Raw genomic sequence first — 22,398 nt, 5'->3', positions numbered from 1 at the left:
TACTCGCTACCGGGCACGTGGATGCTGCATTCTACTGCGCCGGTTTCTTCATCATGCTGAAAATAAACAGCGCTGCCGCGCAGAGCACCACCGAGGGACCAGCGGGCGTGTCATAGAACGCCGAGAAAGTCAGCCCCCCGGTGACGGCAACCATTCCTACCACCACCGCCAGTCCGGCCATCTGCTCCGGCGTACGGGCGAAACGGCGGGCGGTCGCGGCGGGAATAATCAGCAGGGAAGTGATGATCAGCGCGCCAACAAACTTCATCGCTACGCCAATCGTCAGGGCGGTCACCAGCATCAGCAGCAGCTTCACCCGCTGCAGTTTCACCCCGTCAACAAAGGCCAGATCCGGGCTGATGGTCATCGACAGCAGGCTGCGCCACTGCCAGAGCAGGATGCCAAGCACAATCGCGACGCCCACCCCGAGGATGATCAGATCGTCCGGCGTGACCGCCAGCAGATCGCCAAACAGATAGGCCATCAGATCGACGCGAATGTTCGACATCAGGCTTACCACCACCAGACCCAGCGACAGGGCGCTGTGCGCCATAATGCCCAGCAGGGTATCAATCGCCAGGTGCGGACGCTTCTCCAGCCAAACCAGCCCGCCGGCAAGCAGCAGCGTCACTGCAATCACTGCGTAAAACGGGTTGACGTCCAGCAGCAGACCAAAGGCGACGCCGAGCAGCGACGCGTGGGCGAGGGTGTCGCCGAAATAGGACATGCGACGCCAGACCACAAAGGAGCCCAGCGGGCCTGCGGCACAGGCCAGCATTATCCCGGCCAGCCAGCCGGGCAGAAGTAGTTCAATCATGAGTTTCCATTTCCCCGGCGCAGTACAATACGGCCCTGTAAATCATGGCGATGGTTATGGTTATGGCGATAGATACCCAGCTGTTCAGCACCGCGCGGCCCGAACATTGAGATAAACTGCGGATGCATCGCCACCACCTCTGGCGTGCCGGAGCAGCAGATATGGTGGTTGAGGCACAGCACCTCGTCGGTTTTCGCCATCACCAGATGCAGATCGTGAGAAACCATCAGCACGGCGCAGTTCAGCTCCCGGCGCAGCTGGTCAATCAGATCGTACAGCGCCACCTGGCCGTTCACGTCTACGCCCTGGGTGGGCTCATCCAGCACCAGCAGCTGCGGCGCGTTAAGCAGGGCGCGGGCCAACAGCACGCGCTGGGTCTCGCCGCCGGAAAGCTTTTGCATCGGGGCGTCAATCAGGTGTCCGGCCTGCACGCGCTTGAGAGCCGGAAGAATATCGTCTTTGCGTGTACCCGGACGCAGGCGCAAAAAGCGGCTGACGGTCAAGGGCAGGGTGGCATCCAGATGCAGCTTCTGCGGAACATAACCAATGCGCAGCGCCTTATCGCGCTTGATTGTCCCGGAATCGGCTGCTACCAGGCCCAGTACGACCCGTACCAGGGTAGATTTTCCTGCACCGTTTGGGCCCAGCAGGGTTAAAATTTTTCCAGGCTGCAGCGCCAGCGAAATGTCAGACAGGACGCGGCGTTGGCCGAAGGAGACGGATACATTTTCCAGTGAAACAAGATTTGTCATAGTGTTTAAGGGCTTGCACAAGTCATAGAATGTTATAATATCACATTCCACCCACTTGTTACGATGATTAGTCGCATTATGTTACATAAAAATACGCTTCTTTGCGCTGCAATCTCCACCGCTCTAATGAGCCTGACACTCTCTCCCGCCAACGCCGACGTTGTCGCTTCGCTTAAGCCTGTCGGCTTTATTGCCGCTGCTATTACTGACGGCGTCACTCAGACAGAAGTATTACTGCCGGACGGTGCCTCTGAGCATGATTACTCATTGCGTCCTTCGGATGTAAAACGCTTACAAAGCGCGGACTTAGTGGTTTGGGTCGGGCCGGACATGGAAGCCTTCATGCAGAAGCCGACCCAGCAGCTGCCGGCGCAGAAGCAGCTGGCCATTGGCGAGCTGCCAGGCGTGAAGCCGCTGCTGATGAAAGGCAGCGAGCATGACGAAGATGAGCATGAAGGTCATGACCACCACGGGGAAAATGGTGACGAACATCACCATCATGGCGAGTATAACATGCACATTTGGATGTCCCCGGAGGTAGCCCGCCTGGCTGCGGTTGCAATCCATCAAAAATTAGTGGAAGTTATGCCGCAAAGTCGAGCCAAGCTTGACGCCAACCTGCGCGATTTTGAGGCACAATTAGCCGAAACCGATAAGCAGGTCGGCACTGAGCTCGCACCCGTGAAGGGGAAAGGGTATTTCGTTTTTCATGATGCCTATGGCTACTACGAAAAACACTATGGTCTGACGCCGCTCGGCCATTTCACCGTTAACCCTGAAATTCAGCCCGGTGCGCAGCGTTTACATGAAATCAGAACACAGTTAGTTGAGCAAAAAGCAACCTGCGTTTTTGCTGAGCCACAGTTCAGGCCAGCGGTCGTTGAATCTGTTGCGAGAGGAACGTCTGTGCGTATGGGGACTTTAGATCCTCTGGGCACCAATATTGCGCTGAGTAAAACCAGCTACGCGCAATTTTTGAAACAACTCTCAAACCAGTATGCGAGCTGCCTGAAAGGAGATTAACGAGGAAGTGAATACGTGCAACAGATAGCCCGCTCTGTCGCCCTGGCATTTAACAATTTGCCCCGACCCCATCGCGTTATGCTGGGGTCGCTTACTGTTCTCACATTAGCGGTCGCCGTCTGGCGGCCCTATGTCTACCACCCCGACTCTGCCCCGATTGTCAAAGCCATTGAGCTGGAGAAGAGCGAGATCCGTTCGCTGCTGCCGGAAGCCAGTGAGCCTATCGATCAGTCGATGCCTGATGAAGTCGAAGAGATCCCCCAGGATGAGCTGGATGATAAAACCGGCAACGAGGCGGGCGTGCATGAGTACGTTGTCTCTACCGGCGATACGCTCAGCAGCATTCTGACCCAGTACGGTATGGATATGGGCGATGTCACCCAGCTCGCCAGCGCCGATAAAGAGCTGCGTAATTTGAAGATCGGCCAGCAAATCTCCTGGACGCTCACCGCCGATGGCGATCTGCAGCGCCTGACCTGGGAGATGTCGCGCCGTGAAACCCGCACCTACGACCGCACGGAGAGCGGCGCATTTAAAATGAGCAGTGAAGTTCAGCAGGGCGATTGGGTTAACACCACGCTGAAAGGCGCGGTTGGCAGCAGCTTCGTTGCCAGCGCCAAAGAAGCGGGCCTGAACAGCGGTGAAATCAGCTCGGTGATCAAAGCCATGCAGTGGCAGGTAGATCTGCGCAAGCTGAAAAAGGGTGATGAGTTCTCGGTGTTGATGTCGCGTGAAATGCTCGACGGCAAGCGCGAGCAGAGCCAGCTGCTTGGCGTACGACTGCGCTCGGACGGTAAAGACTACTACGCTATCCGCGCTGAAGATGGCAAATTCTACGATCGGAACGGCACCGGGCTGGCGAAAGGCTTTATGCGTTTCCCCACCTCTAAACAGTTCCGCGTATCGTCAAACTTTAACCCGCGTCGTCTGAACCCGGTGACCGGCCGCGTTGCCCCGCATAAAGGGGTAGATTTTGCCATGCCGCAGGGCACGCCGGTGCTGGCGGTGGGTGATGGCGAAGTCGTCACGGCCAAGCGCAGCGGTGCGGCAGGCTACTACGTGGCGATTCGTCACGGGCGGACCTACACCACGCGCTATATGCACCTGCGCAAGCTGCTGGTGAAAGATGGCCAGAAGGTGAAGCGGGGCGATCGTATCGCGCTCTCGGGTAATACCGGCCGCTCAACCGGCCCGCACCTGCACTATGAGGTGTGGATCAACCAGCAGGCGGTCAACCCATTAACGGCTAAGCTGCCGCGTACCGAAGGGTTGACCGGCAGCGATCGCCGCGACTACCTGGCGCAGGTGAAAGAGGTTATGCCTCAGCTGCGCTTCGACTAGCGTGCCCTAAAGAAGCGCTATGAAAGCCGGTCGCCCATGGGCACCGGCTTTTTCTTTTGTGCGAAGCCAGAGGTGTCGCTAAACTATCACCTCAATTGATACCTGGTTATTTCTCTGACCCGAGTCTGTCGGCTCCCGGAAGATGCATGGAAACGAAAAAAAATAACAGCGAATACATTCCTCAGTTTGAAAAGGAGTTCCTGCAGCCGCGCTACTGGGGCGCATGGCTGGGGGTTCTCGCGCTGGCAGGCGTATCGCTTATACCGGCCTCGGTACGCGATCCGCTGCTGGGCAAGCTGGGGCATTTAGGTGGACGACTGGGTAAAAGCGCTCGCCGCCGGGCGCAAATTAACCTGCTCTACTGCTTTCCTGAGAAGAGCGTAGCCGAGCGGGAAGCGATTGTTGATAAGATGTTTGCTACGGCTCCCCAGTCAATGGTGCTGATGGCTGAGCTGGCGATACGCGGCCCGAAGAAGGTTGCCGGTCGTATTCACTGGCAGGGCAAAGAGATTATCGACGAGATGCAGCGCAACGGTGAGAACGTGATCCTGCTGGTACCGCACGGCTGGGGCGTGGATATTCCGGCGATGCTGATGGCCTCCCAGGGGCGGCCAATCGCTGCCATGTTCCATAACCAGGGTAATAAGGTGCTCGATTACGTCTGGAATAAAGTGCGCCTCCGCTTTGGCGGGCGTCTGCACCCGCGCAACAGCGGGATCAAACCCTTTATTCAATCCATACGCCAGGGCTACTGGGGTTACTACCTGCCCGATCAGGATCATGGCGCGGAGCAGAGCGAGTTCGTCGACTTCTTTGCGACCTATAAAGCGACGCTGCCTGCCGTTGGCCGCCTGATGAAAGTCTGCCGCGCCCGCGTTGTGCCGCTGTTCCCGGTTTATGACAGCAAGACGCATAGCCTGACGATCGTGGTCAGGCCGCCCATGGACGATCTGCTGGACGCTGACGATAACACCATCGCCAGACGGATGAATGAAGAGGTAGAGCATCTCGTCAGTCCGAATCCGGAGCAGTACACCTGGATCCTAAAACTGCTTAAGACACGCAGGCCGGGCGAACAGGAGCCCTACAAGCGTAAAGAGCTGTTTCCGAGGAAATAGCAGACGAAAAAAAACCTCTCACCTGTGAGAGGTTTTTTATTAACCCGGGTGGATTTTATTCCACGGTCAGGATGCGGGTGGTGTTGGTGGTACCGATGGTGCCCATCACGTCGCCCTGGGTCACGATAACCAGATCGCCGGAGATCAGATAGCCCTTGTCGCGCAGCAGATTGACCGCATCGTGGGCAGCGGCCACGCCGTCGTTGTTGCTGTCGAAGTACACCGGGGTGACACCACGGTAGAGTGCCGTCAGGTTCAGGGTGCGCTCATGGCGTGACATGGCGAAGATCGGCAGACCGGAGCTGATGCGCGAGGTCATCAGCGCGGTACGGCCCGACTCGGTCATGGTGATAATGGCGGTCACACCCTTCAGGTGGTTTGCGGCATACATCGCTGACATCGCAATGGCCTCTTCCACGTTCTCGAACTGGATATCGAGGCGGTGTTTAGAGACGTTGATGCTGGGGATCTTCTCGGCACCCAGGCAGACGCGGGCCATCGCGGCCACGGTTTCCGCAGGATACTGGCCAGCAGCGGTCTCGGCAGAGAGCATCACGGCATCGGTACCATCCAGCACGGCGTTGGCGACGTCCATCACTTCGGCACGGGTTGGCATCGGGTTGGTGATCATCGACTCCATCATCTGGGTCGCGGTGATCACCGAGCGGTTAAGCTGGCGTGCGCGGCGGATCAGCGCCTTCTGAATGCCCACCAGCTCCGGGTCGCCAATCTCAACGCCGAGGTCGCCACGGGCCACCATCACCACGTCAGAGGCGAGGATCACGTCGTCCATAGCGTCCTGGTCACAGACGGCTTCCGCACGCTCAACCTTGGCAACGATTTTGGCATCGCAGCCTGCATCACGCGCCAGGCGGCGCGCGTAGTTCAGGTCTTCTCCGCAGCGCGGGAAGGAGACGGCCAGATAATCAACGCCAATCTGCGCAGCGGTGACGATATCGGCTTTGTCTTTGTCGGTCAGCGCCTCGGCGGAGAGACCGCCGCCCAGCTTGTTGATGCCTTTGTTATTCGACAGTGGACCGCCAACGGTCACTTCGGTAAAGACCTTCATGCCCTGAACTTCAATGACCTTCAGCTGTACGCGACCGTCGTCGAGCAGAAGAATGTCGCCGGGAACCACGTCCGCAGGCAGGCCTTTATAGTCAATGCCGACGCGCTCTTTATCACCTTCGCCTTTACCGAGATTGGCATCAAGCAGGAACTTGTCGCCAATGTTGAGGAATACCTTCCCCTCTTTAAAGGTCGATACACGAATTTTTGGACCCTGCAGGTCACCAAGAATAGCAACATGACGTCCCAGTTTTGCCGCAATCTCGCGCACTTTATCTGCACGCAGCTTGTGATCTTCTGGCGTGCCGTGGGAGAAGTTCATACGTACCACGTTAGCGCCAGCAGCGATGATCTTTTCGAGGTTATTATCGCGGTCGGTAGCTGGACCCAGGGTGGTAACGATTTTAGTTCTGCGAAGCCTTCTGGACATGTATTACTCCGTTGACTGAAACAACCAGGTGTTGCGTGAATATGAATTCGGCAGTTCTGCGCGCCGATTTGGCAAATCAAAAACTTAACCGAATGCCGTAATGAATTACAACGCTGTTATAAAAGTTTAATGTTTATCGCTCCCGGTCAGGAGCTCCTTATCAAAACGCGATTCTTTAAGCGCTTCCTTGACTCGCTTCAAGTTATCTCTGAATTTTGCTCCCCGACGCAGAGTAAAGCCTGTTGCCAGCACGTCGATGACCGTGAGCTGCGCCAGACGCGACACCATCGGCATATAGATGTCGGTATCTTCTGGCACGTCCAGAGTGATCGCCAGCGTCGCTTCCCGGGCCAACGGCGTTCCCGCAGAGGTGATGGCAATGACCATGGCATCGCTCTCGCGGGCCAGCTGCGCCAGCTCCACCAGGCTTTTGGTCCGGCCGGTGTGGGAGATCAGCACCACGACATCATCTTCGTTGCAGTTCATACAGCTCATGCGCTGCAGCACAATGTCATCGGTGTAGACCACCGGCACGTTGAAGCGGAAGAATTTGTTCATGGCGTCGTGCGCAACCGCCGCCGAAGAGCCAAGGCCAAAGAAGGCGATCTTCTTCGCCTGGGTGAGCAGGTCGACGGCGCGGTTGACGGCGGGCATATCCAGCGACTGGCGGACATGGTCCAGGCTGGCCATTGCCGACTCAAATATTTTACCCGTATAGGCCTCAACGCTGTCATCTTCATCGACATTGCGATTAACATAGGGCGTGCCGTTAGCCAGACTCTGGGCGAGATGCAGCTTGAAATCCGGGAAGCCACGGGTTTCCATGCTGCGGCAGAAACGGTTTACCGTGGGCTCGCTGACTCCGGCCTCGTGTGCCAGCGCAGCGATGCTGGAGTGAATGGCCTGATCCGGCGAGGTGAGTATGACTTCCGCCACTTTTCGTTCGGATTTGCTAAGGTGTTCCAGCTGAGACTGAATTTTTTCCAGCATGTTCATTATTAACGGGGTGCCCATGGCTAAAATCAACTTCAACAACGGATGAAATTGTGCTGCGGTTCAGTCGATATTACCCTTGTGGGGCCAGGAAAGGTAAAGAACAGCGGGAAAATTTGTTGTTTTTTTTCATTACATGATCAGAGTCGGATTTTAGCTACTCGATTCCAGACAAAATCCCTGATTTTTCAGGGCGATTTACCCAATTTTTAGCCGCCTGAGCGAAAGCGCACGGGAGGATAAGCGGTAACGGTTTCGGGTTTTACGTAAAAGCAGTACAGTGCAGTGTAATAAAATTACAGCTATGCCCTGGCGAAAGTACCGGGGCAGCCAACTGAGGAGAATGACATGGCGGTAACGCAAACAGCCCAGGCATGTGACCTGGTCATTTTCGGCGCGAAAGGCGATCTTGCACGCCGGAAATTGCTGCCTTCCCTGTATCAGCTTGAAAAAGCAGGCCAGATCCACCCGGAGACGCGTATCCTTGGGGTAGGGCGTGCGGACTGGGACAAAGAGAAGTACACCGAAATCGTGCGTGAAGCGCTCGAGACCTTCATGAAAGAGAAAATCGATGAAAGCCTCTGGGATACGCTCAGCGGACGCCTCGATTTCTGTAACCTTGACGTAAACGATACCACCGCATTTACCCGTCTCGGTGACATGCTCGATCAGAAGAACCGCGTTACCATCAACTACTTTGCCATGCCGCCGAGCACCTTTGGCGCTATCTGCAAAGGCCTGGGTGAAGCAAAACTTAACGCCAAGCCAGCGCGCGTGGTAATGGAAAAACCGCTGGGCACCTCCCTCGACACCTCTCGTGAAATCAACGATCAGGTGGGCGAATACTTTGAAGAGTGCCAGGTTTACCGTATCGACCACTACCTTGGTAAAGAGACGGTGCTGAACCTGCTGGCGCTGCGCTTTGCCAACTCGCTGTTCGTCAACAACTGGGACAACCGCACCATCGACCACGTGGAGATCACCGTGGCGGAAGAGGTGGGCATCGAAGGCCGCTGGGGCTATTTCGACCAGGCCGGGCAGATGCGCGACATGATCCAGAACCACCTGCTCCAGGTTCTCTGCATGATCGCCATGTCGCCGCCGTCGGATCTCTCTGCGGACAGCATTCGTGATGCGAAAGTGAAGGTGCTGAAATCTTTGCGCCGTATTGACCGTTCCAACGTGCGTGAAAAAACCGTACGCGGTCAGTACACCGCCGGTTTTGCCCAGGGCAAGAAGGTGCCGGGCTACCTGGAAGAAGAGGGCGCAAACAAAACCAGCAACACCGAAACCTTCGTGGCGATCCGCGTAGATATCGATGACTGGCGCTGGGCCGACGTGCCGTTCTACCTGCGTACCGGCAAACGCCTGCCGACCAAGTGCTCTGAAGTGGTGGTCTACTTTAAAACCCCGCCGCTGAACCTGTTCAAAGAGTCCTGGCAGGATCTGCCCCAGAATAAGCTCACCATCCGCCTGCAGCCGGACGAGGGCGTGGACATCCAGATCCTCAACAAGGTTCCGGGTCTCGATCACAAGCATAACCTGCAAACCACTAAGCTGGATCTGAGCTACTCCGAAACCTTTAACGAAAGCCATCTTGCGGATGCTTACGAGCGTCTGCTGCTGGAGACGATGCGCGGCATCCAGGCGCTGTTCGTGCGTCGCGACGAGGTGGAAGAGGCGTGGAAATGGGTCGACTCCATTACCGAAGCCTGGGCGATGGATAACGAATCACCGAAGCCTTACCAGGCCGGTACCTGGGGCCCAGTGGCGTCGGTAGCAATGATCACCCGTGACGGTCGCTCCTGGAACGAATTCGAGTAACCAACGCGTTCTGTTAAGACGGCCCTGCGGGGCCGTTTTTTTTTGTTTATTGCCCCTCTATTTTACCGGTAACATGATCTAACACAGATTCCCGCACAATTTTCGCTCTTTTGCATCGCCCCTGGATTCACCCGTAACGCTTTTTTTATTACACTGGCTGAAGCGATTTTGCCTCCGGCCTGCGGTGGATGAGTGGTTTACGCCCCCTCTGTTTTATGACCACACTGCCGTCCGGGACACCTCATTTTCAGGAGCCTTTATGAACTCGACATTGTTACGGGTAACAAAACGTATTATCGATCGTTCTCATGCCACCCGCAGCGCTTACCTTGCCCGCATCGAACAAGCGAAAAGCAGTACCGTTCATCGGTCGTCGCTGGCCTGCGGTAACCTGGCCCACGGTTTTGCCGCCTGCCAGCCGGAGGATAAGGCCTCGCTGAAAAGCATGCTGCGTAACAATGTCGCCATTATTACCTCCTACAACGATATGCTCTCCGCGCATCAGCCCTATGAACGCTACCCTGACATTATTCGTAAAGCGCTGCATTCGGTTAACGCCGTAGGCCAGGTCGCGGGCGGCGTACCCGCCATGTGCGATGGCGTGACCCAGGGTCAGGACGGGATGGAGCTCTCTCTCCTTAGCCGGGAAGTGATCGCTATGTCTGCCGCGGTCGGCCTGTCGCATAATATGTTTGACGGCGCGCTCTACCTGGGCGTCTGCGATAAAATCGTCCCGGGCCTGGCGATGGCCGCGCTGTCGTTTGGTCATCTGCCGGCCCTGTTTGTGCCGTCAGGCCCGATGGCCAGCGGCCTGCCCAATAAAGAGAAGGTGCGGATCCGCCAGCTTTATGCGGAAGGCAAAGTCGACCGCATGGCCCTGCTGGAGTCCGAGGCGGCTTCCTACCATGCACCCGGCACCTGTACCTTCTACGGTACGGCCAATACGAACCAGATGGTCATTGAATTTATGGGCATGCAGCTGCCTGGCTCGTCATTTGTGCATCCTGACGCGCCGCTGCGTGAAGCCCTGACCGTGGCGGCCGCACGCCAGGTGACGCGTCTGACCGGCAACGGTAACGAGTGGATGCCGCTCGGCAAGATGATCGACGAGAAGGTGGTGGTTAACGGTATCGTTGCCCTGCTGGCGACCGGCGGCTCCACTAACCACACCATGCACCTGGTGGCGATGGCGCGGGCGGCGGGCATTATCGTCAACTGGGATGACTTCTCTGAACTCTCCGAGGTGGTGCCTCTGATGGCACGCCTGTACCCGAACGGCCCGGCGGATATCAACCATTTCCAGGCGGCAGGCGGTGTTCCGGTGCTGATGCGCGAACTGCTGAAGGGCGGCCTGCTGCATGAGGATGTGAATACCGTGGTCGGCCACGGCCTGTCACGCTACACCCTTGAGCCCTGGTTGAACGAGGGCGAACTGGACTGGCGCGAGGGGGCCAGCGCGTCGCTGGACAGCGATATCATTGCCTCTATCGATAAGCCCTTCTCGCACCATGGCGGCACGAAAGTGCTCAGTGGCAACCTGGGACGCGCAGTGATGAAAACCTCCGCCGTTCCGGTAGAGAACCAGGTCGTCGAGGCCCCGGCGGTGATTTTTGAGAGCCAGCACGACGTGTTGCCGGCTTTTAAAGCCGGTCTGCTTGACCGTGACTGCGTGGTTGTTGTCCGACATCAAGGGCCAAAAGCGAACGGCATGCCAGAATTACATAAACTGATGCCGCCACTTGGTGTATTATTGGACCGCCGTTTCAAAATCGCATTAGTCACCGATGGACGGCTCTCCGGCGCATCAGGTAAAGTACCGTCGGCGATCCATGTGACACCAGAAGCGTATGACGGCGGGTTGCTGGCAAAAGTACGCGAGGGCGATATCATCCGCGTAAATGGACAGACAGGGGAGCTTACTCTGCTGGTGGATGAAACCGAGCTTGCTGCACGTCAGCCGCACATTCCTGACCTGAGTAGCGCGCGTGTCGGTACTGGCCGCGAAATGTTTAGCGCACTGCGTGAAAAACTCTCCGGTGCGGAGCAGGGCGCAACCTGTATCACTTTTTAAACTGATTAATTTTTTTAGATCGGGCGAGAGAAAAACTCTGATGAAAAACTGGAAAACGAGTGCTGAAGCAATCCTGAAAACGGGTCCTGTTGTACCGGTTATCGTGGTGAACAAACTGGAACATGCAGTACCGATGGCGAAAGCCCTGGTGGCCGGTGGCGTTCGCGTGCTGGAAGTCACTCTGCGTACCGCCTGTGCCATGGATGCGATCCGCGCCATTGCGAAAGAAGTCCCGGAAGCAATCATTGGTGCCGGTACGGTACTGAACCCGCAGCAGCTGGCGGAAGTGACCGAAGCAGGCGCGCAGTTTGCTATCAGCCCGGGCCTGACCGAGCCGCTGCTGAAGGCAGCAACCGAAGGCACTATTCCGCTGATCCCTGGCATCAGCACCGTGTCTGAACTGATGCTCGGCCTCGACTACGGTCTGAAAGAGTTTAAATTCTTCCCGGCGGAAGCCAACGGCGGTACCAAAGCGCTGCAGGCGATTGCTGGCCCGTTCTCGCAGGTGCGTTTCTGCCCAACCGGCGGCATCTCTCCGGCAAACTACCGTGACTATCTGGCGCTGAAAAGCGTGCTGTGCATCGGTGGCTCATGGCTGGTACCGGCTGATGCGTTGGAAGCGGGTGACTACGATCGCATTACCAAACTGGCTCGCGAAGCGGTAGAAGGCGCGCAGCAGTAATCGTTATGATAGCGTAACAAAAACGGGCCCTTCGGCCCGTTTTTTTATCCCTTCACTATCACGCTCGCGGCGGCGCTTTTCGCCCGTTCTACCGCATCCTCTACGCTTTCACCGGTGGCTAACGCCACGCCTAATCGCCGCGTGCCGTCGATCTCCGGCTTGCCGAACAGGCGCAGCTGAAGACCCGCGCCCACCGCCGCCTGTACGTTATCGAAGCACACGTTATCGCTCTTCAACGCGGGCAGGATCACCGCCGAGGCGGAGGGGCCATACTGACGTACGCCGCCTACCGGCAGACCGAGGAAGGCGCGGACGTGCAGAGCAAACTCCGAGAGATCCTGGGAGATCAGCGTGACCATGCCGGTATCGTGTGGACGCGGTGACACCTCGCTGAAGATCACCTCGTCGCCGCAGACAAACAGCTCCACGCCGAACAGACCATAGCCGCCCAGCGCCAGCACCACTTCCTCGGCAATAGCCTGGGCGCGGGAGAGAGCCAGCTCGCTCATCTGCTGCGGCTGCCAGGATTCACGGTAGTCGCCATCCTCCTGACGATGGCCGATAGGGTCACAGAAGTGCACCCCGTCAACGGCGCTCACGGTCAGGAGCGTAATTTCAAAGTCAAACTTCACCACGCCTTCGACAATGACGCGTCCCGCTCCGGCGCGCCCGCCAAGCTGGGCGTACTGCCAGGCATCGTGCAGCTCATCGGCGCTGCGAATAAAGCTCTGGCCTTTGCCGGACGAACTCATCACCGGCTTGATAATGCACGGCAGGCCGAGCGCCGCAACCGCTTCTGTGAACGCGACTTCGCTGTCGGCGAAGCGGTAGGTTGAGGTAGGCAGGCTCAGCTCTTCAGCGGCCAGGCGGCGGATCCCCTCCCGGTTCATGGTCAGCTTCGCGGCACGGGCGCAGGGCACAACCTGTTGGCCCTGGGCCTCAAGCTCAAGCAGCGTATCCGTGGCGATAGCTTCGATCTCCGGCACGATAAAATCCGGTTTCTCCTGCGCCACCAGCGCTTTTAACGCCTCACCGTCCAGCATGTTGATCACGTATGAACGATGGGCGACGTGCATTGCCGGGGCATCCGCATAGCGGTCCACCGCAATCACTTCAATACCCAGGCGCTGGCACTCAATCGCCACCTCTTTACCCAGCTCACCAGAGCCTAACAGCATTACACGCGTGGCTGCCGGACGCAGCGCCGTACCTAAAAAAGTCATACTCTCAACCCCTTAAAAATTTCGGACTATTATACACGAAAACGTTTGCGTGTCTTTTTTCGGCTTGCATTTCAGCGGGGAAATGCTTACTATTATACTGTATAAATAAACAGGTAAATGAGGCTGCATTATGGCGGTTGAAGTCAAATACGTGGTAATCCGCGAAGGTGAGGAAAAAATGTCTTTTGCCAGCAAAAAGGAAGCCGATGCGTACGACAAAATGCTCGATCTGGCGGAAGTACTGGAAGGCGTGCTGGTAAATGCCCCCGTTGCGTTTGATGACGCGCAGCGTGAGCAGATGGCGCTGTGGCTGGCGGAGCAGAAAGAGACCCTCAGTGCGGTATTCCGCTCGGGTAAGCTGCCGGATCCTGATGCCGCGCCAATGAAAAGCGATACCGTAACGGATATGCCGACGGCGAAGCGTAGCAAAGTAGCCTAACCGCAGCTTGCGCTGCCGGTAATTTGTACCATGCTTTGTGTGGGTTATGCGCACAGGAGATAAGCATGAACAAATCAGGATTACTGCTCGGCCTTGCCTTGCTGGCCGGCAGCGTTAGCGTACAGGCTGCCAATAGTAAATCAGTGAAGTTTCCCAGCTGTGAAGGGCTGGATGCCGCCGGTATCGCCGCCAGCGTCAAGCGCGACTACCAGCAAAATCGCATTGCGCGCTGGGCCGATGACCAGGAGACGCTGGGGCAGGCCGATCCTGTTGCCTGGATCAACGTCAAAGAGATTACTGGTAAACAGGATAAGTGGACCGTTCCGCTGACCGTTCGCGGCAAAAACACCGATATCCACTATCAGGTAGCGGTTGACTGCAAAGGTGGCAAGGCCGTCTATACCCATCGTTAACCCTCCCCGCCTTTTCGCTTCTTTAGTCAGCTTAGACATTTCCTGACAACCCCTCGCTTACTCTGTGGTTTGACACAGAATAAGCGAGGGAATTATGACTAACTGGATGAATCAATTACAGTCGCTGCTGGGCCAGAAAGGGGCGTCCGCCTCATCGGGTGACGGACAGGGACTTAGCAAGCTGCTGGTGCCCGGCGCACTGGGTGGCCTGGCGGGCCTGCTGGTCTCGAACTCCTCTTCCCGTAAGCTGCTCACGAAATACGGTACCAGCGCGCTGCTGATGGGCGGCGGGGCCGTTGCTGGCACGGTGTTGTGGAACAAATATAAAGATCGCGTGCGTAGTACGCATCAGGATGAGCCGCAGTTTGGTCAGCAGAGCTCGCCGCTGGATGTGCGCACCGAACGTCTCATCCTGGCATTGGTCTTTGCCGCGAAAAGCGACGGCCACATTGATGCGCGCGAGCGCGAAGCCATCGATCTGCAAATGCGCGAGGCGGGGGTTGAGGAGCAGGGCAGAGCGCTGGTGGCGCAGGCTATCGAGCAGCCTCTCGATCCGCAACGGCTGGCTCGTGACGTGCGTAACGAGGAGGAGGCGCTGGAGCTGTACTTCCTCAGCTGTGCGGCGATCGATATCGATCACTTTATGGAGCGCAGCTATCTTAACGCCCTCGGTGACGCTTTGAAGATCCCTCAGGACGTGCGTGACGGCATTGAACAGGACCTTAAAGCACAAAAAAGCGCGCTGCCAGGCTAGCTTACACGCGTTGGTGGCGCGTTTCGCTTGCAACATGCGTGGGTTTTGCCACCCTTATAGGGTGTAAACTGAAAAGATAACGCTATGCCACCAAAAGCAAAAAAAGTACCGCACGTCATGACTCAGCATGGCGACACGCGAACAGACGACTACTACTGGCTGCGCGACGATACGCGTTCGGATCAGGATGTCCTGGATTATCTGCACCAGGAGAATGACTACGGGCGCGACGTCATGGCCTCGCAGCAGTCATTACAGGATCGCCTGCTCAAAGAGATAGTCGACCGTCTCCCCCAGCGCGAAGTTTCCGCCCCCTATACCCGCAACGGCTACCGCTACCGGCACGTCTATGAGCCGGGGTGCGAGTACGCTATCTATCAGCGCCAGTCAGTGCTCAGCAGCGAGTGGGATGAGTGGCAGGTGCTGCTGGATGCCAACAAGCGGGCCGCGCGCAGTGAGTTCTATACCCTTGGCGGGCTGGCCGTGTCGCCGGACAATAAGATTATGGCGCTGGCGGAGGACTACCTCTCCCGGCGGCAGTACGGCCTGCGTTTTCGTAATCTGGATACCGGGAACTGGTATCCAGAGATGCTGGATAACGTCACGCCCGACTTCGTCTGGATCAACGACTCTGAAACGCTCTACTATGTGCGTAAGCATGCCAAAACCCTGCTGCCTTATCAGGTATGGCGGCACACCATCGGTACGCCTGCCTGTCAGGACGAGCTGGTCTACGAGGAGAAGGATGAGACTTTCTACGTTAGCCTGCATAAGACGACCTCCCAGCACTATGTAATTATCTACCTGGCCAGCGCCACGACCAGCGAATGTCTGCTGTTGGATGCTGAACTGCCGGATGCCCAGCCCATTATGTTTCTGCCCCGCCGCAAAGATCATGAGTACAATCTCGACCACTATCAGCACACGTTCTATCTGCGCTCAAATCGCGAGGGGAAAAACTTCGGCCTCTATCGCACCAAGGTGCGTAACGATAAGCAGTGGGAGGTGCTGATCCCGCCCCGGGATCACATCATGCTGGAGGGCTTTACGCTGTTTACCGACTGGCTGGTGGTGGAAGAGCGCCAGCGTGGCTTAACCAGTCTGCGACAGATCAACCGTAAAACCCGCGAGGTCACCGGCATCGCCTTTGACGATCCGGCCTATGTGACCTGGCTGGCCTATAATCCCGAGCCGGAAACCTCCCGGCTGCGCTACGGCTACTCCTCTATGACAACGCCAGATACGCTGTTTGAGCTGGATATGGATACCGGTGAACGGCGGGTACTCAAGCAGGCCGAGGTCCACGGCTTTGATGCCAGCCAGTACCGCAGCGAACATCTGTGGATCAAGGCGCGCGACGGCGTAGAAGTTCCCGTCTCGCTGGTTTATAACCAAAAACACTTCCGTAAGGGACAGAATCCGCTGCTGGTCTACGGCTATGGCTCCTACGGCACCAGCATCGATGCCGATTTTAGCAGCAGCCGCCTGAGCCTGCTGGATCGTGGCTTTGTCTATGCCATCGCCCATATTCGCGGCGGCGGCGAGTTGGGCCAGCATTGGTATGAGGATGGTAAGTTCCTTAAAAAGAGAAATACCTTCAACGACTATATCGACGTCTGTGACGCGCTGCTGGCGCAGGGCTACGGCTCTACACGCTACTGCTACGGCATGGGCGGCAGCGCCGGCGGGATGCTGATCGGCACGGTGATTAACGAGCGCCCAGGCCTGTTCCATGGGGCGATCGCTCAGGTGCCCTTTGTGGACGTGGTGACCACCATGCTGGATGAGTCGATTCCGTTAACCACCGGTGAGTTTGAGGAGTGGGGCAATCCGCAGGACGAGATCTATTATCACTACATGAAAAGCTATAGCCCGTACGATAACGTGAGCGCCCAGGCCTATCCGCATCTGCTGGTAACAACCGGCCTGCATGACTCCCAGGTGCAGTACTGGGAGCCAGCCAAGTGGGTCGCGAAGCTGCGGGCAACGAAAACTGACGATAACCTGCTGCTGCTGTGTACGGATATGGACGCAGGCCACGGTGGGAAATCAGGCCGCTTTAAATCCTATGAAGGCGTCGCGCTGGAGTTCGCTTTCCTGGTGGCACTGGCACAGGGCACGCTGCCCGGCAAGAAAAGCTAGTTTTCGTCGAGATAGTGCTTTAACGTCAGCCGCAGTTCGGGGCTCATGCGCTCCAGGTTGTTATATAGCCAGCGCAGGTAGCCCGGATCGCGGTCGGCGATCTCGGATACCGCTTTGCCGCGATATTTGCCAAAGGTAAAAGTCGTCATCAGGGCAGGGCGACCGGTAATCGTCGCCATTTGGTCCGGCGTCCAGCCCGACGTTTCCATGATGTCAATCAGCAGCGCGGCGGTGATGTAGCAATCATACAGCGCCCGGTGATGATGCAGCCCCGGCGGCGTCTGTACGTTCAGCTTACGCGACTTGTAGAGCGCCATGTTGCTGTACTGGATCCCCGGCCACAGGCGACGGGCCAGCTTCATGGTGCAAATCCACTCGCCGGGCATCTCGGGCAGTACGCGGCGGTCGAAGCTGGCGTTGTGCGCCACGTACCAGCTGCTGCCCAGGTAGTGGGGCAGTATCTCTTCGATCCACGGCTGATCGGCGACCATCTCTTCGGTGATGCGGTGGATGGCCATCGCCTGATGGCTGATAGGGCGATCCGGACGCACAAGGTGGCTCATCGGGTTCACAATCTGACCGTCGATGACATCCACCGAAGCAATTTCAACGATGCCGCCCTGCAGGCCACAGGTTTCAGTATCGATTACGCGTAACATCCTCTTCTCCAGCAACCGGGGCGATTATTTGATTTTAGGTTCGTAGGGCAGGCGTGAAAGCGACACGGATGCCAGGCGATGAGCAATTAACCGCTCGCGAAACCAGTCGCGCAGGTGAGCGGGCTGTTCGCGCTCTACCACCTCTGCGATAACCGGCATATTGTAGCGCTCTTTAAAGGCCACGCCAGCGGCCGCCAGGTCAACGTTAACTTTGTCCATCTCATCCTGAGGCAGAAGTGCAAGATTGGTTTTCATAGGTCCTCCCGGTTTAACGGCGCAAAAGTACTAAGCCTGCTGCAGAAAGGCAAGCCCGCATCGGTACAGACTCGACTGCACCATTATACAGAGTTATTCTTTGTCCTATAGACATAACAAAAGGGAATAGAACGATGGGTTTTACCGCTAAGTCTTCCTGCCGCACGCTACTGCTGTTGGCCTCTCTCGCTGCCTCGCCTGCGGTTTTCGCGCATGCTCACCTGAAACATCAGTATCCAGCCGCCGATGCGAACGTCACTGCGGCTCCCCAGGCGCTGACCCTCAATTTTTCCGAGGGCATTGAACCCAAGTTCAGCGGCGTAAAGGTAACTGGCTCGCAGCAGCAGGCGGTAAAAATTGGTGCGGTAAAGCGTAACGACAACGATAAAACACAGCTGATTGCGCCCATTGAGCAGGCGCTCACGCCCGGTGAGTATACCGTAGAGTGGCACGTTGTCTCCGTTGACGGGCATAAAACCCAGGGCAGCTACCGGTTTAGCGTGAAGTAATATGCTCGCGCTTTGCTACGTTGGCCTGCGATTTATCCACTTTCTGACCCTGATGCTGGTATTTGGCAGCACCGCGTTTGCACACTGGCTTGCCGACCCGACGATCCGCCCCGCGCTCCAGCGTCGTTTTATGCCTATGCAACGCGGCGCGCTGGCGCTGGCGTTTTTCAGTGCGCTGCTGATGTTTGCCGTGCAGGGCGGTATGATGGGCAGCGGTTGGCACGACGTTTGGCAGCCAGATATCTGGCTGGCGGTAAGCGAAACGCAATTTGGTAGCGTCTGGCTGTGGCAGATTATTCTCGCGCTGGCAGCATTGCTGCTGGGCTTTATGTATCAGCAGGGGCGGGTGCTGCTGCTGGTGACCGCCCAACTGCTGCTGCTGGCAAATACCGGCCATGCGGCGATGCATGATGGGGCGACCGGGGTGTTTACCCGGCTTAATTATGCTGTTCATCTTCTGTGTGCCGCCGCCTGGTTTGGCGGTCTGCTGCCGGTGCTGTATTGTATGCAGCGGGTAAAAACGCCCAGTCGTCTGGCGGCAATAAATAGCCTGATGCGTTTCTCCCGTTACGGACATCTGGCGGTTGCAGGGGTGTTACTCTCCGGCATCATCAATGCGCTTCTTATTCAGGGCGTGGTGCTGCCATGGCACAGTACATATGGTCAGTTGCTGCTGGTCAAATGCGCGCTGGTACTGCTGATGGTGATGATTGCCCTGGTAAACCGCTATGTGCTGGTGCCGCGTTTTCGTGTGCAGGAAGCTCAGGCGCGCGCGGCGTTTATCCGGATGACGCAAGCTGAAGTGGTTCTCGGCATTGTGGTGCTGGCAACGGTCAGCGTGTTTGCGACACTTGAACCTTTTTAAATAACTGGCGAAAAAATGAAAAAAAGTATTCTCACTCTTCTGTTACTCACCTGTTCGGTTAGTGCGCTGGCCGCACCGCAGGTGATCACCGTAAGCCGTTTAGATGTGGGTAAAGAGAAATGGGCGTTTAACCGTGAAGAGGTGATGCTCACCTGCCGTCCAGGCCATGCGCTGTTTGCTATCAACCCCAGCACGCTGGTGCAGTATCCGCTCAACGATGCCGCGGAGCAGCAGGTCGCCAAAGGCGAGAACAGCGGTCAGCCCATCTCCACTATTCAGGTTGACGATCCCGCGAAGCCTGGGGAAAAGATGAGTCTTGCCCCGTTTATCGAGCGTGCCGAAACGCTCTGCTAATGTCGGCGTGATTCATAACAAAAAACCGCAGGCTTCATTAACGAAGCGTTGCGGTTTTTTTGTTTACGGCCGTGACAATCACTCTTTTTTCCTGCCACCGAGTCTGGAGACTGGAAAAGCTGGCGCTGTCATCTATTCTTAAAGTGCCAGGCGTATTTAGCCTGCATTAATGCCAACTTTTAGCGCACGGCTCTCTCCCAAGAGCCATTTCCCTGGACCGAATACAGGAATCGTATTCGGTCTTTTTTTATCTTTTTGAATACTCAGCTTTTTTAGTCTCCCAACTAAACGCCGCGAAAATTTCATGAATTCTCTGTATTCAGGTTAAACCATAACATACTCGGCCCTACGGGCGTCCAGGGATTTTTTTGGCTATTAATCAATTTTTCTGCCCTCAAAGCTGCCACCGCTGAAGCGGCAGATCATGAATGCACAGTGCGATATCAGTTTGTTACTAACGATAAGTGGGCGCTGCTCTATCAGGGAAAGGGTAATGTGGCTATATCAATTACTGTTTAAACTCTTCTATGCCTATTAAAAATCGCTAAACTCCTGAGCCGGTCGCCAGAAGCCGTCGACAAAGTCCTCTACCGGATAGCAGCCGCCGTGACGGATGCGCTGCTCCTCCATAGAGACCAGGCACTGCTGTTCGGTATTATATACATCGATAACGATGTCATCGCAGCCACCATCCAGGTAGCAAATAAAAAGAACCAGCGCGACCATTCCATCCTCACTTCCGTACCGCTTAGATTAAGTGTAGGGGATGAAGGTAAAGAGAGGAAATTCCAGGCGTAAATAACTGGGCAGGGCAGGGTATGGATAAATAACCCGCCGGGCGGCGGGTTCAACGGATATCAGCCGAGGCGCATAATCCAGGTATCGGTTTGTTGATCGTAGTGCTCACGGTAAAGCACAGACTGTTCGCCGTTAAGCAGCGCCGGAATACTGGTATCAGCGTCCCAGGCATCAAGCTGCATACATAAATCGGGATCGGAGCTGCATGGAATGCGTAACGTCCGCTCTCCTGGCTCATTGCCTTGCAGCTCAGCATCATCTATCTCAAATTGGCCAATGCGCACGGTAGTTTTCGTCATAATGCTCTCCATTGATCTGCGGAATGTGGTACGACCAGTACAGTCACCCTATTTTTCAGCCTGGTACAACATGGCCTATCCCGCCAGTCAAAAAGTGCGCTTTTTTTCCGGACTTACGCTTTGTTGGCAAACAGACGACCGTCGCGAACCAGCTCCCGAGGGTAACTGTTCTTAAGGCGCGAGCCGACTTTTTTTGCCAGACCAAGGGGCTGCCCCTGGAACGTTACAATCACCTCGTCATGCGCGATTGCCGCCTGCGGGTAGATATCCCGGCCGCGATACCACTCTTCTGCTTCAGCGGGATCAAGCTCAAAGGCCAGCGGATTATCGGTGCCGGCAAGGGCAATCACCGCCTCATGCTGCCAGCGGTAGCCTTTGTTATGCGTCTCGGCGAGCTTGATACCGATGCGCGAAAAGCGGACTTTTCCGGTCAACGCCTCGATCTGCTCCGGGAAGAGCCAGAGCTCTTTATCACGCTGCCAAAGGCGTAATGTGTCGTCCCAATGCAGCCCGGAGGCCGCTGCGGCCTGGATTATCTGAGCGCTCTCCCGGCCTTTGACGGGCGAGAAGGGGAACTTACCCATCTTATAGCCGGGCGCAGGCAGCGGCTCGACCGAGGCCGTTTTACGCAGCCGGGCCACAAAGAATCCCTCACAATCGAAAATTTGCGGGAAGACGTGCAGGAAGCCGTCGGGGGTCAATGCCTGCGTGGCATCGGCAAACAGCTCCCCCAGCGGCAGGAACTCAACCGCATCGGGGTAGCGGGCCTTGAGCCAGTGGCAAATCGCTTCGTTCTCATCCTGGTTTAAGGTGCAGGTTGAGTAGACCAGCGTCCCGCCGGGGCGCAGAGCGTGAAAGGCACTGTCGATCAGCTCGCGCTGGGTGTCGGCGATCTCCAGATTGCTGGCAACGGACCAGTTTTTCAAGGCATCGGGATCTTTGCGCACCACGCCTTCACCAGAGCAGGGCGCGTCCAGCAGGATGGCATCAAAGGTTTCAGGCAGCGCCGCGCCGAATACCCGGCCATCGAAGTGGGTCAGGGCCACGTTGCGGATCCCGCAGCGGCTGATATTGGCATGCAATACCTTCACTCGGCTGGCGGAGAATTCATTGGCGAGGATCGCCCCGGTGTTATCCATCCGCGCGGCAATCTGGGTGGTTTTCGACCCGGGCGCGGCGGCAACGTCCATTACCCGCTGCGGCTGGTTGCCGTCGGCGAAGAGGGCGCTAACCGGCAGCATTGAGCTGGCTTCCTGAATGTAAAACAGTCCGCTGAGGTGCTCGGCGGTGCTGCCAAGCGGCAGTGCCTCTTCATCTTCGCGCTCGATCCAGAATCCCTCTTCGCACCACGGCACCGGCGTCAGCTGCCAGCCATAGGGGGCGACCAGGTCCAGAAACGCTGCCACGGAAATTTTAAGCGTGTTGACCCGAATGCTGCGGCGTAGCGGACGCTGGCAGGCGGCAATAAAGTCATCGAAGGAGAGATGCGTCGGCATAGCCAGACGCATCTGCGCAAGAAATTCTTCAGGAAGATAGACAGCGTTATGAGCCACGAATTACACCACCAGC

At 56.8% G+C, this 22,398-nt stretch carries 23 protein-coding genes; 13 read left to right on the top strand and 10 right to left on the bottom strand.

Annotated elements, in window-relative coordinates; all coding sequences use genetic code 11:
• Positions 1 to 31 precede the first annotated feature (31 nt).
• Positions 32 to 817, bottom strand: coding sequence for a zinc ABC transporter permease subunit ZnuB (gene znuB / locus NR795_RS08635; protein WP_257757933.1), 786 nt, complete (start codon positions 815 to 817; stop codon positions 32 to 34).
• A complete protein-coding gene (gene znuC, locus NR795_RS08630) occupies positions 814 to 1,569 on the bottom strand; it encodes a zinc ABC transporter ATP-binding protein ZnuC (protein WP_144818609.1) in 756 nt (251 codons plus the stop codon). The genes znuB and znuC overlap by 4 nt, the downstream gene beginning before the upstream one ends.
• 78 nt (positions 1,570 to 1,647) lie before the next feature.
• Here znuC and znuA point away from each other — a divergent pair, with 78 nt between their 5' ends.
• The 3 genes from znuA (at position 1,648) to lpxM (ending at position 5,051) form a co-directional block, all read left to right on the top strand.
• Positions 1,648 to 2,592, top strand: coding sequence for a zinc ABC transporter substrate-binding protein ZnuA (gene znuA / locus NR795_RS08625; RefSeq protein WP_257757931.1), 945 nt, complete (start codon positions 1,648 to 1,650; stop codon positions 2,590 to 2,592).
• Between the two features lie 15 nt (positions 2,593 to 2,607).
• Complete coding sequence (gene mepM, locus NR795_RS08620) at positions 2,608 to 3,933, top strand: murein DD-endopeptidase MepM (protein ID WP_144818613.1); 1,326 nt, start codon at positions 2,608 to 2,610, stop codon at positions 3,931 to 3,933.
• Between the two features lie 146 nt (positions 3,934 to 4,079).
• The gene (lpxM, locus tag NR795_RS08615; protein WP_257757929.1) at positions 4,080 to 5,051 is read left to right on the top strand and encodes a lauroyl-Kdo(2)-lipid IV(A) myristoyltransferase; all 972 of its coding nucleotides are present in this window, start codon (positions 4,080 to 4,082) and stop codon (positions 5,049 to 5,051) included.
• A gap of 55 nt (positions 5,052 to 5,106) precedes the next feature.
• Here the strand turns inward: lpxM and pyk are convergent, their stop codons facing one another.
• Together pyk and NR795_RS08605 are read right to left on the bottom strand one after the other, a co-directional pair.
• Complete coding sequence (gene pyk / locus NR795_RS08610) at positions 5,107 to 6,549, bottom strand: pyruvate kinase (protein ID WP_257757927.1); 1,443 nt, start codon at positions 6,547 to 6,549, stop codon at positions 5,107 to 5,109.
• Between the two features lie 126 nt (positions 6,550 to 6,675).
• Positions 6,676 to 7,545, bottom strand: coding sequence for a MurR/RpiR family transcriptional regulator (locus tag NR795_RS08605; protein ID WP_238085593.1), 870 nt, complete (start codon positions 7,543 to 7,545; stop codon positions 6,676 to 6,678).
• Positions 7,546 to 7,890: 345 nt separating this feature from the next.
• Between NR795_RS08605 and zwf the strand changes: the two genes are divergently transcribed.
• From zwf to kdgA, 3 genes are all read left to right on the top strand, one after another.
• Positions 7,891 to 9,366 carry a glucose-6-phosphate dehydrogenase gene (gene zwf, locus NR795_RS08600; RefSeq protein WP_144818620.1) on the top strand — a complete coding sequence of 492 codons (1,476 nt, stop codon included), beginning with the start codon at positions 7,891 to 7,893 and terminating at the stop codon, positions 9,364 to 9,366.
• A 259-nt stretch (positions 9,367 to 9,625) separates the two neighbouring features.
• A complete protein-coding gene (gene edd, locus NR795_RS08595; RefSeq protein WP_257757924.1) occupies positions 9,626 to 11,437 on the top strand; it encodes a phosphogluconate dehydratase in 1,812 nt (603 codons plus the stop codon).
• 40 nt (positions 11,438 to 11,477) lie between these two features.
• Positions 11,478 to 12,119, top strand: coding sequence for a bifunctional 4-hydroxy-2-oxoglutarate aldolase/2-dehydro-3-deoxy-phosphogluconate aldolase (gene kdgA, locus NR795_RS08590; RefSeq protein WP_042391344.1), 642 nt, complete (start codon positions 11,478 to 11,480; stop codon positions 12,117 to 12,119).
• 44 nt (positions 12,120 to 12,163) lie between these two features.
• Here the strand turns inward: kdgA and purT are convergent, their stop codons facing one another.
• The gene (purT, locus tag NR795_RS08585; protein WP_257757921.1) at positions 12,164 to 13,342 is read right to left on the bottom strand and encodes a formate-dependent phosphoribosylglycinamide formyltransferase; all 1,179 of its coding nucleotides are present in this window, start codon (positions 13,340 to 13,342) and stop codon (positions 12,164 to 12,166) included.
• Positions 13,343 to 13,472: 130 nt separating this feature from the next.
• On the opposite strand from purT, the gene NR795_RS08580 reads away from it, so the two are divergent.
• The 4 genes from NR795_RS08580 (at position 13,473) to ptrB (ending at position 17,090) form a co-directional block, all read left to right on the top strand.
• The gene (locus NR795_RS08580) at positions 13,473 to 13,781 is read left to right on the top strand and encodes a YebG family protein (RefSeq protein WP_144818625.1); all 309 of its coding nucleotides are present in this window, start codon (positions 13,473 to 13,475) and stop codon (positions 13,779 to 13,781) included.
• Between the two features lie 65 nt (positions 13,782 to 13,846).
• Positions 13,847 to 14,194 carry a protein YebF gene (yebF, locus tag NR795_RS08575; RefSeq protein ID WP_144818627.1) on the top strand — a complete coding sequence of 116 codons (348 nt, stop codon included), beginning with the start codon at positions 13,847 to 13,849 and terminating at the stop codon, positions 14,192 to 14,194.
• A 94-nt stretch (positions 14,195 to 14,288) separates the two neighbouring features.
• Positions 14,289 to 14,948 carry a tellurite resistance TerB family protein gene (locus NR795_RS08570; RefSeq protein WP_222888151.1) on the top strand — a complete coding sequence of 220 codons (660 nt, stop codon included), beginning with the start codon at positions 14,289 to 14,291 and terminating at the stop codon, positions 14,946 to 14,948.
• A gap of 84 nt (positions 14,949 to 15,032) precedes the next feature.
• Positions 15,033 to 17,090, top strand: coding sequence for an oligopeptidase B (gene ptrB / locus NR795_RS08565; protein ID WP_257757918.1), 2,058 nt, complete (start codon positions 15,033 to 15,035; stop codon positions 17,088 to 17,090).
• Here ptrB and exoX read toward each other — a convergent pair.
• Positions 17,087 to 17,749 (bottom strand): exodeoxyribonuclease X, encoded by a 663-nt coding sequence (gene exoX / locus NR795_RS08560; protein WP_144818633.1) that lies wholly within the window; start codon positions 17,747 to 17,749, stop codon positions 17,087 to 17,089. The genes ptrB and exoX overlap by 4 nt on opposite strands.
• 24 nt (positions 17,750 to 17,773) lie before the next feature.
• Positions 17,774 to 18,004, bottom strand: coding sequence for a DNA polymerase III subunit theta (locus NR795_RS08555; protein ID WP_042391334.1), 231 nt, complete (start codon positions 18,002 to 18,004; stop codon positions 17,774 to 17,776).
• A gap of 134 nt (positions 18,005 to 18,138) precedes the next feature.
• Here NR795_RS08555 and yobA point away from each other — a divergent pair, with 134 nt between their 5' ends.
• Genes yobA through NR795_RS08540 form a run of 3 tightly spaced genes read left to right on the top strand, consistent with a single transcriptional unit; the run spans position 18,139 to position 19,732 of the window.
• Complete coding sequence (yobA, locus tag NR795_RS08550; RefSeq protein ID WP_144818635.1) at positions 18,139 to 18,513, top strand: CopC domain-containing protein YobA; 375 nt, start codon at positions 18,139 to 18,141, stop codon at positions 18,511 to 18,513.
• Between the two features lies 1 nt (position 18,514).
• Entirely contained in the window at positions 18,515 to 19,378 is an 864-nt protein-coding gene (copD, locus tag NR795_RS08545; protein ID WP_257757916.1) for a copper homeostasis membrane protein CopD, read from the top strand.
• Positions 19,379 to 19,393: 15 nt separating this feature from the next.
• Entirely contained in the window at positions 19,394 to 19,732 is a 339-nt protein-coding gene (locus tag NR795_RS08540) for a YebY family protein (protein WP_144818639.1), read from the top strand.
• A 534-nt stretch (positions 19,733 to 20,266) separates the two neighbouring features.
• Here the strand turns inward: NR795_RS08540 and NR795_RS08535 are convergent.
• The 3 genes from NR795_RS08535 to rsmF all read right to left on the bottom strand — a co-directional run bounded on the left by NR795_RS08535 (position 20,267) and on the right by rsmF (position 22,382).
• Positions 20,267 to 20,458 carry a YebW family protein gene (locus NR795_RS08535; RefSeq protein ID WP_042391328.1) on the bottom strand — a complete coding sequence of 64 codons (192 nt, stop codon included), beginning with the start codon at positions 20,456 to 20,458 and terminating at the stop codon, positions 20,267 to 20,269.
• A gap of 131 nt (positions 20,459 to 20,589) precedes the next feature.
• Complete coding sequence (locus NR795_RS08530; RefSeq protein ID WP_144818641.1) at positions 20,590 to 20,829, bottom strand: YebV family protein; 240 nt, start codon at positions 20,827 to 20,829, stop codon at positions 20,590 to 20,592.
• Positions 20,830 to 20,942: 113 nt separating this feature from the next.
• Positions 20,943 to 22,382: a 16S rRNA (cytosine(1407)-C(5))-methyltransferase RsmF gene (gene rsmF, locus NR795_RS08525; RefSeq protein ID WP_257757913.1), complete on the bottom strand. Its 1,440-nt coding sequence runs from the start codon at positions 22,380 to 22,382 to the stop codon at positions 20,943 to 20,945.
• Positions 22,383 to 22,398: the final 16 nt, after the last annotated feature.

Origin of the sequence: Pseudescherichia sp. L3 (assembly GCF_024656065.1) — a bacterium.
Lineage (GTDB): Bacteria > Pseudomonadota > Gammaproteobacteria > Enterobacterales > Enterobacteriaceae > Pseudescherichia.
Note: the sequence above shows the minus strand (reverse complement) of the source record. Positions and strands in the feature narration are given on the sequence as shown.

Coding starts and splice junctions, on each gene's coding strand:
- znuB (WP_257757933.1), bottom strand. CDS start 817: ATGATTGAACTACTTCTGCCCGGCTGGCTGGCCGGGATAATGCTGGCC.
- znuC (WP_144818609.1), bottom strand. CDS start 1,569: ATGACAAATCTTGTTTCACTGGAAAATGTATCCGTCTCCTTCGGCCAA.
- znuA (WP_257757931.1), top strand. CDS start 1,648: ATGTTACATAAAAATACGCTTCTTTGCGCTGCAATCTCCACCGCTCTA.
- lpxM (WP_257757929.1), top strand. CDS start 4,080: ATGGAAACGAAAAAAAATAACAGCGAATACATTCCTCAGTTTGAAAAG.
- pyk (WP_257757927.1), bottom strand. CDS start 6,549: ATGTCCAGAAGGCTTCGCAGAACTAAAATCGTTACCACCCTGGGTCCA.
- NR795_RS08605 (WP_238085593.1), bottom strand. CDS start 7,545: ATGAACATGCTGGAAAAAATTCAGTCTCAGCTGGAACACCTTAGCAAA.
- zwf (WP_144818620.1), top strand. CDS start 7,891: ATGGCGGTAACGCAAACAGCCCAGGCATGTGACCTGGTCATTTTCGGC.
- edd (WP_257757924.1), top strand. CDS start 9,626: ATGAACTCGACATTGTTACGGGTAACAAAACGTATTATCGATCGTTCT.
- kdgA (WP_042391344.1), top strand. CDS start 11,478: ATGAAAAACTGGAAAACGAGTGCTGAAGCAATCCTGAAAACGGGTCCT.
- purT (WP_257757921.1), bottom strand. CDS start 13,342: ATGACTTTTTTAGGTACGGCGCTGCGTCCGGCAGCCACGCGTGTAATG.
- NR795_RS08580 (WP_144818625.1), top strand. CDS start 13,473: ATGGCGGTTGAAGTCAAATACGTGGTAATCCGCGAAGGTGAGGAAAAA.
- yebF (WP_144818627.1), top strand. CDS start 13,847: ATGAACAAATCAGGATTACTGCTCGGCCTTGCCTTGCTGGCCGGCAGC.
- NR795_RS08570 (WP_222888151.1), top strand. CDS start 14,289: ATGACTAACTGGATGAATCAATTACAGTCGCTGCTGGGCCAGAAAGGG.
- ptrB (WP_257757918.1), top strand. CDS start 15,033: ATGCCACCAAAAGCAAAAAAAGTACCGCACGTCATGACTCAGCATGGC.
- exoX (WP_144818633.1), bottom strand. CDS start 17,749: ATGTTACGCGTAATCGATACTGAAACCTGTGGCCTGCAGGGCGGCATC.
- NR795_RS08555 (WP_042391334.1), bottom strand. CDS start 18,004: ATGAAAACCAATCTTGCACTTCTGCCTCAGGATGAGATGGACAAAGTT.
- yobA (WP_144818635.1), top strand. CDS start 18,139: ATGGGTTTTACCGCTAAGTCTTCCTGCCGCACGCTACTGCTGTTGGCC.
- copD (WP_257757916.1), top strand. CDS start 18,515: ATGCTCGCGCTTTGCTACGTTGGCCTGCGATTTATCCACTTTCTGACC.
- NR795_RS08540 (WP_144818639.1), top strand. CDS start 19,394: ATGAAAAAAAGTATTCTCACTCTTCTGTTACTCACCTGTTCGGTTAGT.
- NR795_RS08535 (WP_042391328.1), bottom strand. CDS start 20,458: ATGGTCGCGCTGGTTCTTTTTATTTGCTACCTGGATGGTGGCTGCGAT.
- NR795_RS08530 (WP_144818641.1), bottom strand. CDS start 20,829: ATGACGAAAACTACCGTGCGCATTGGCCAATTTGAGATAGATGATGCT.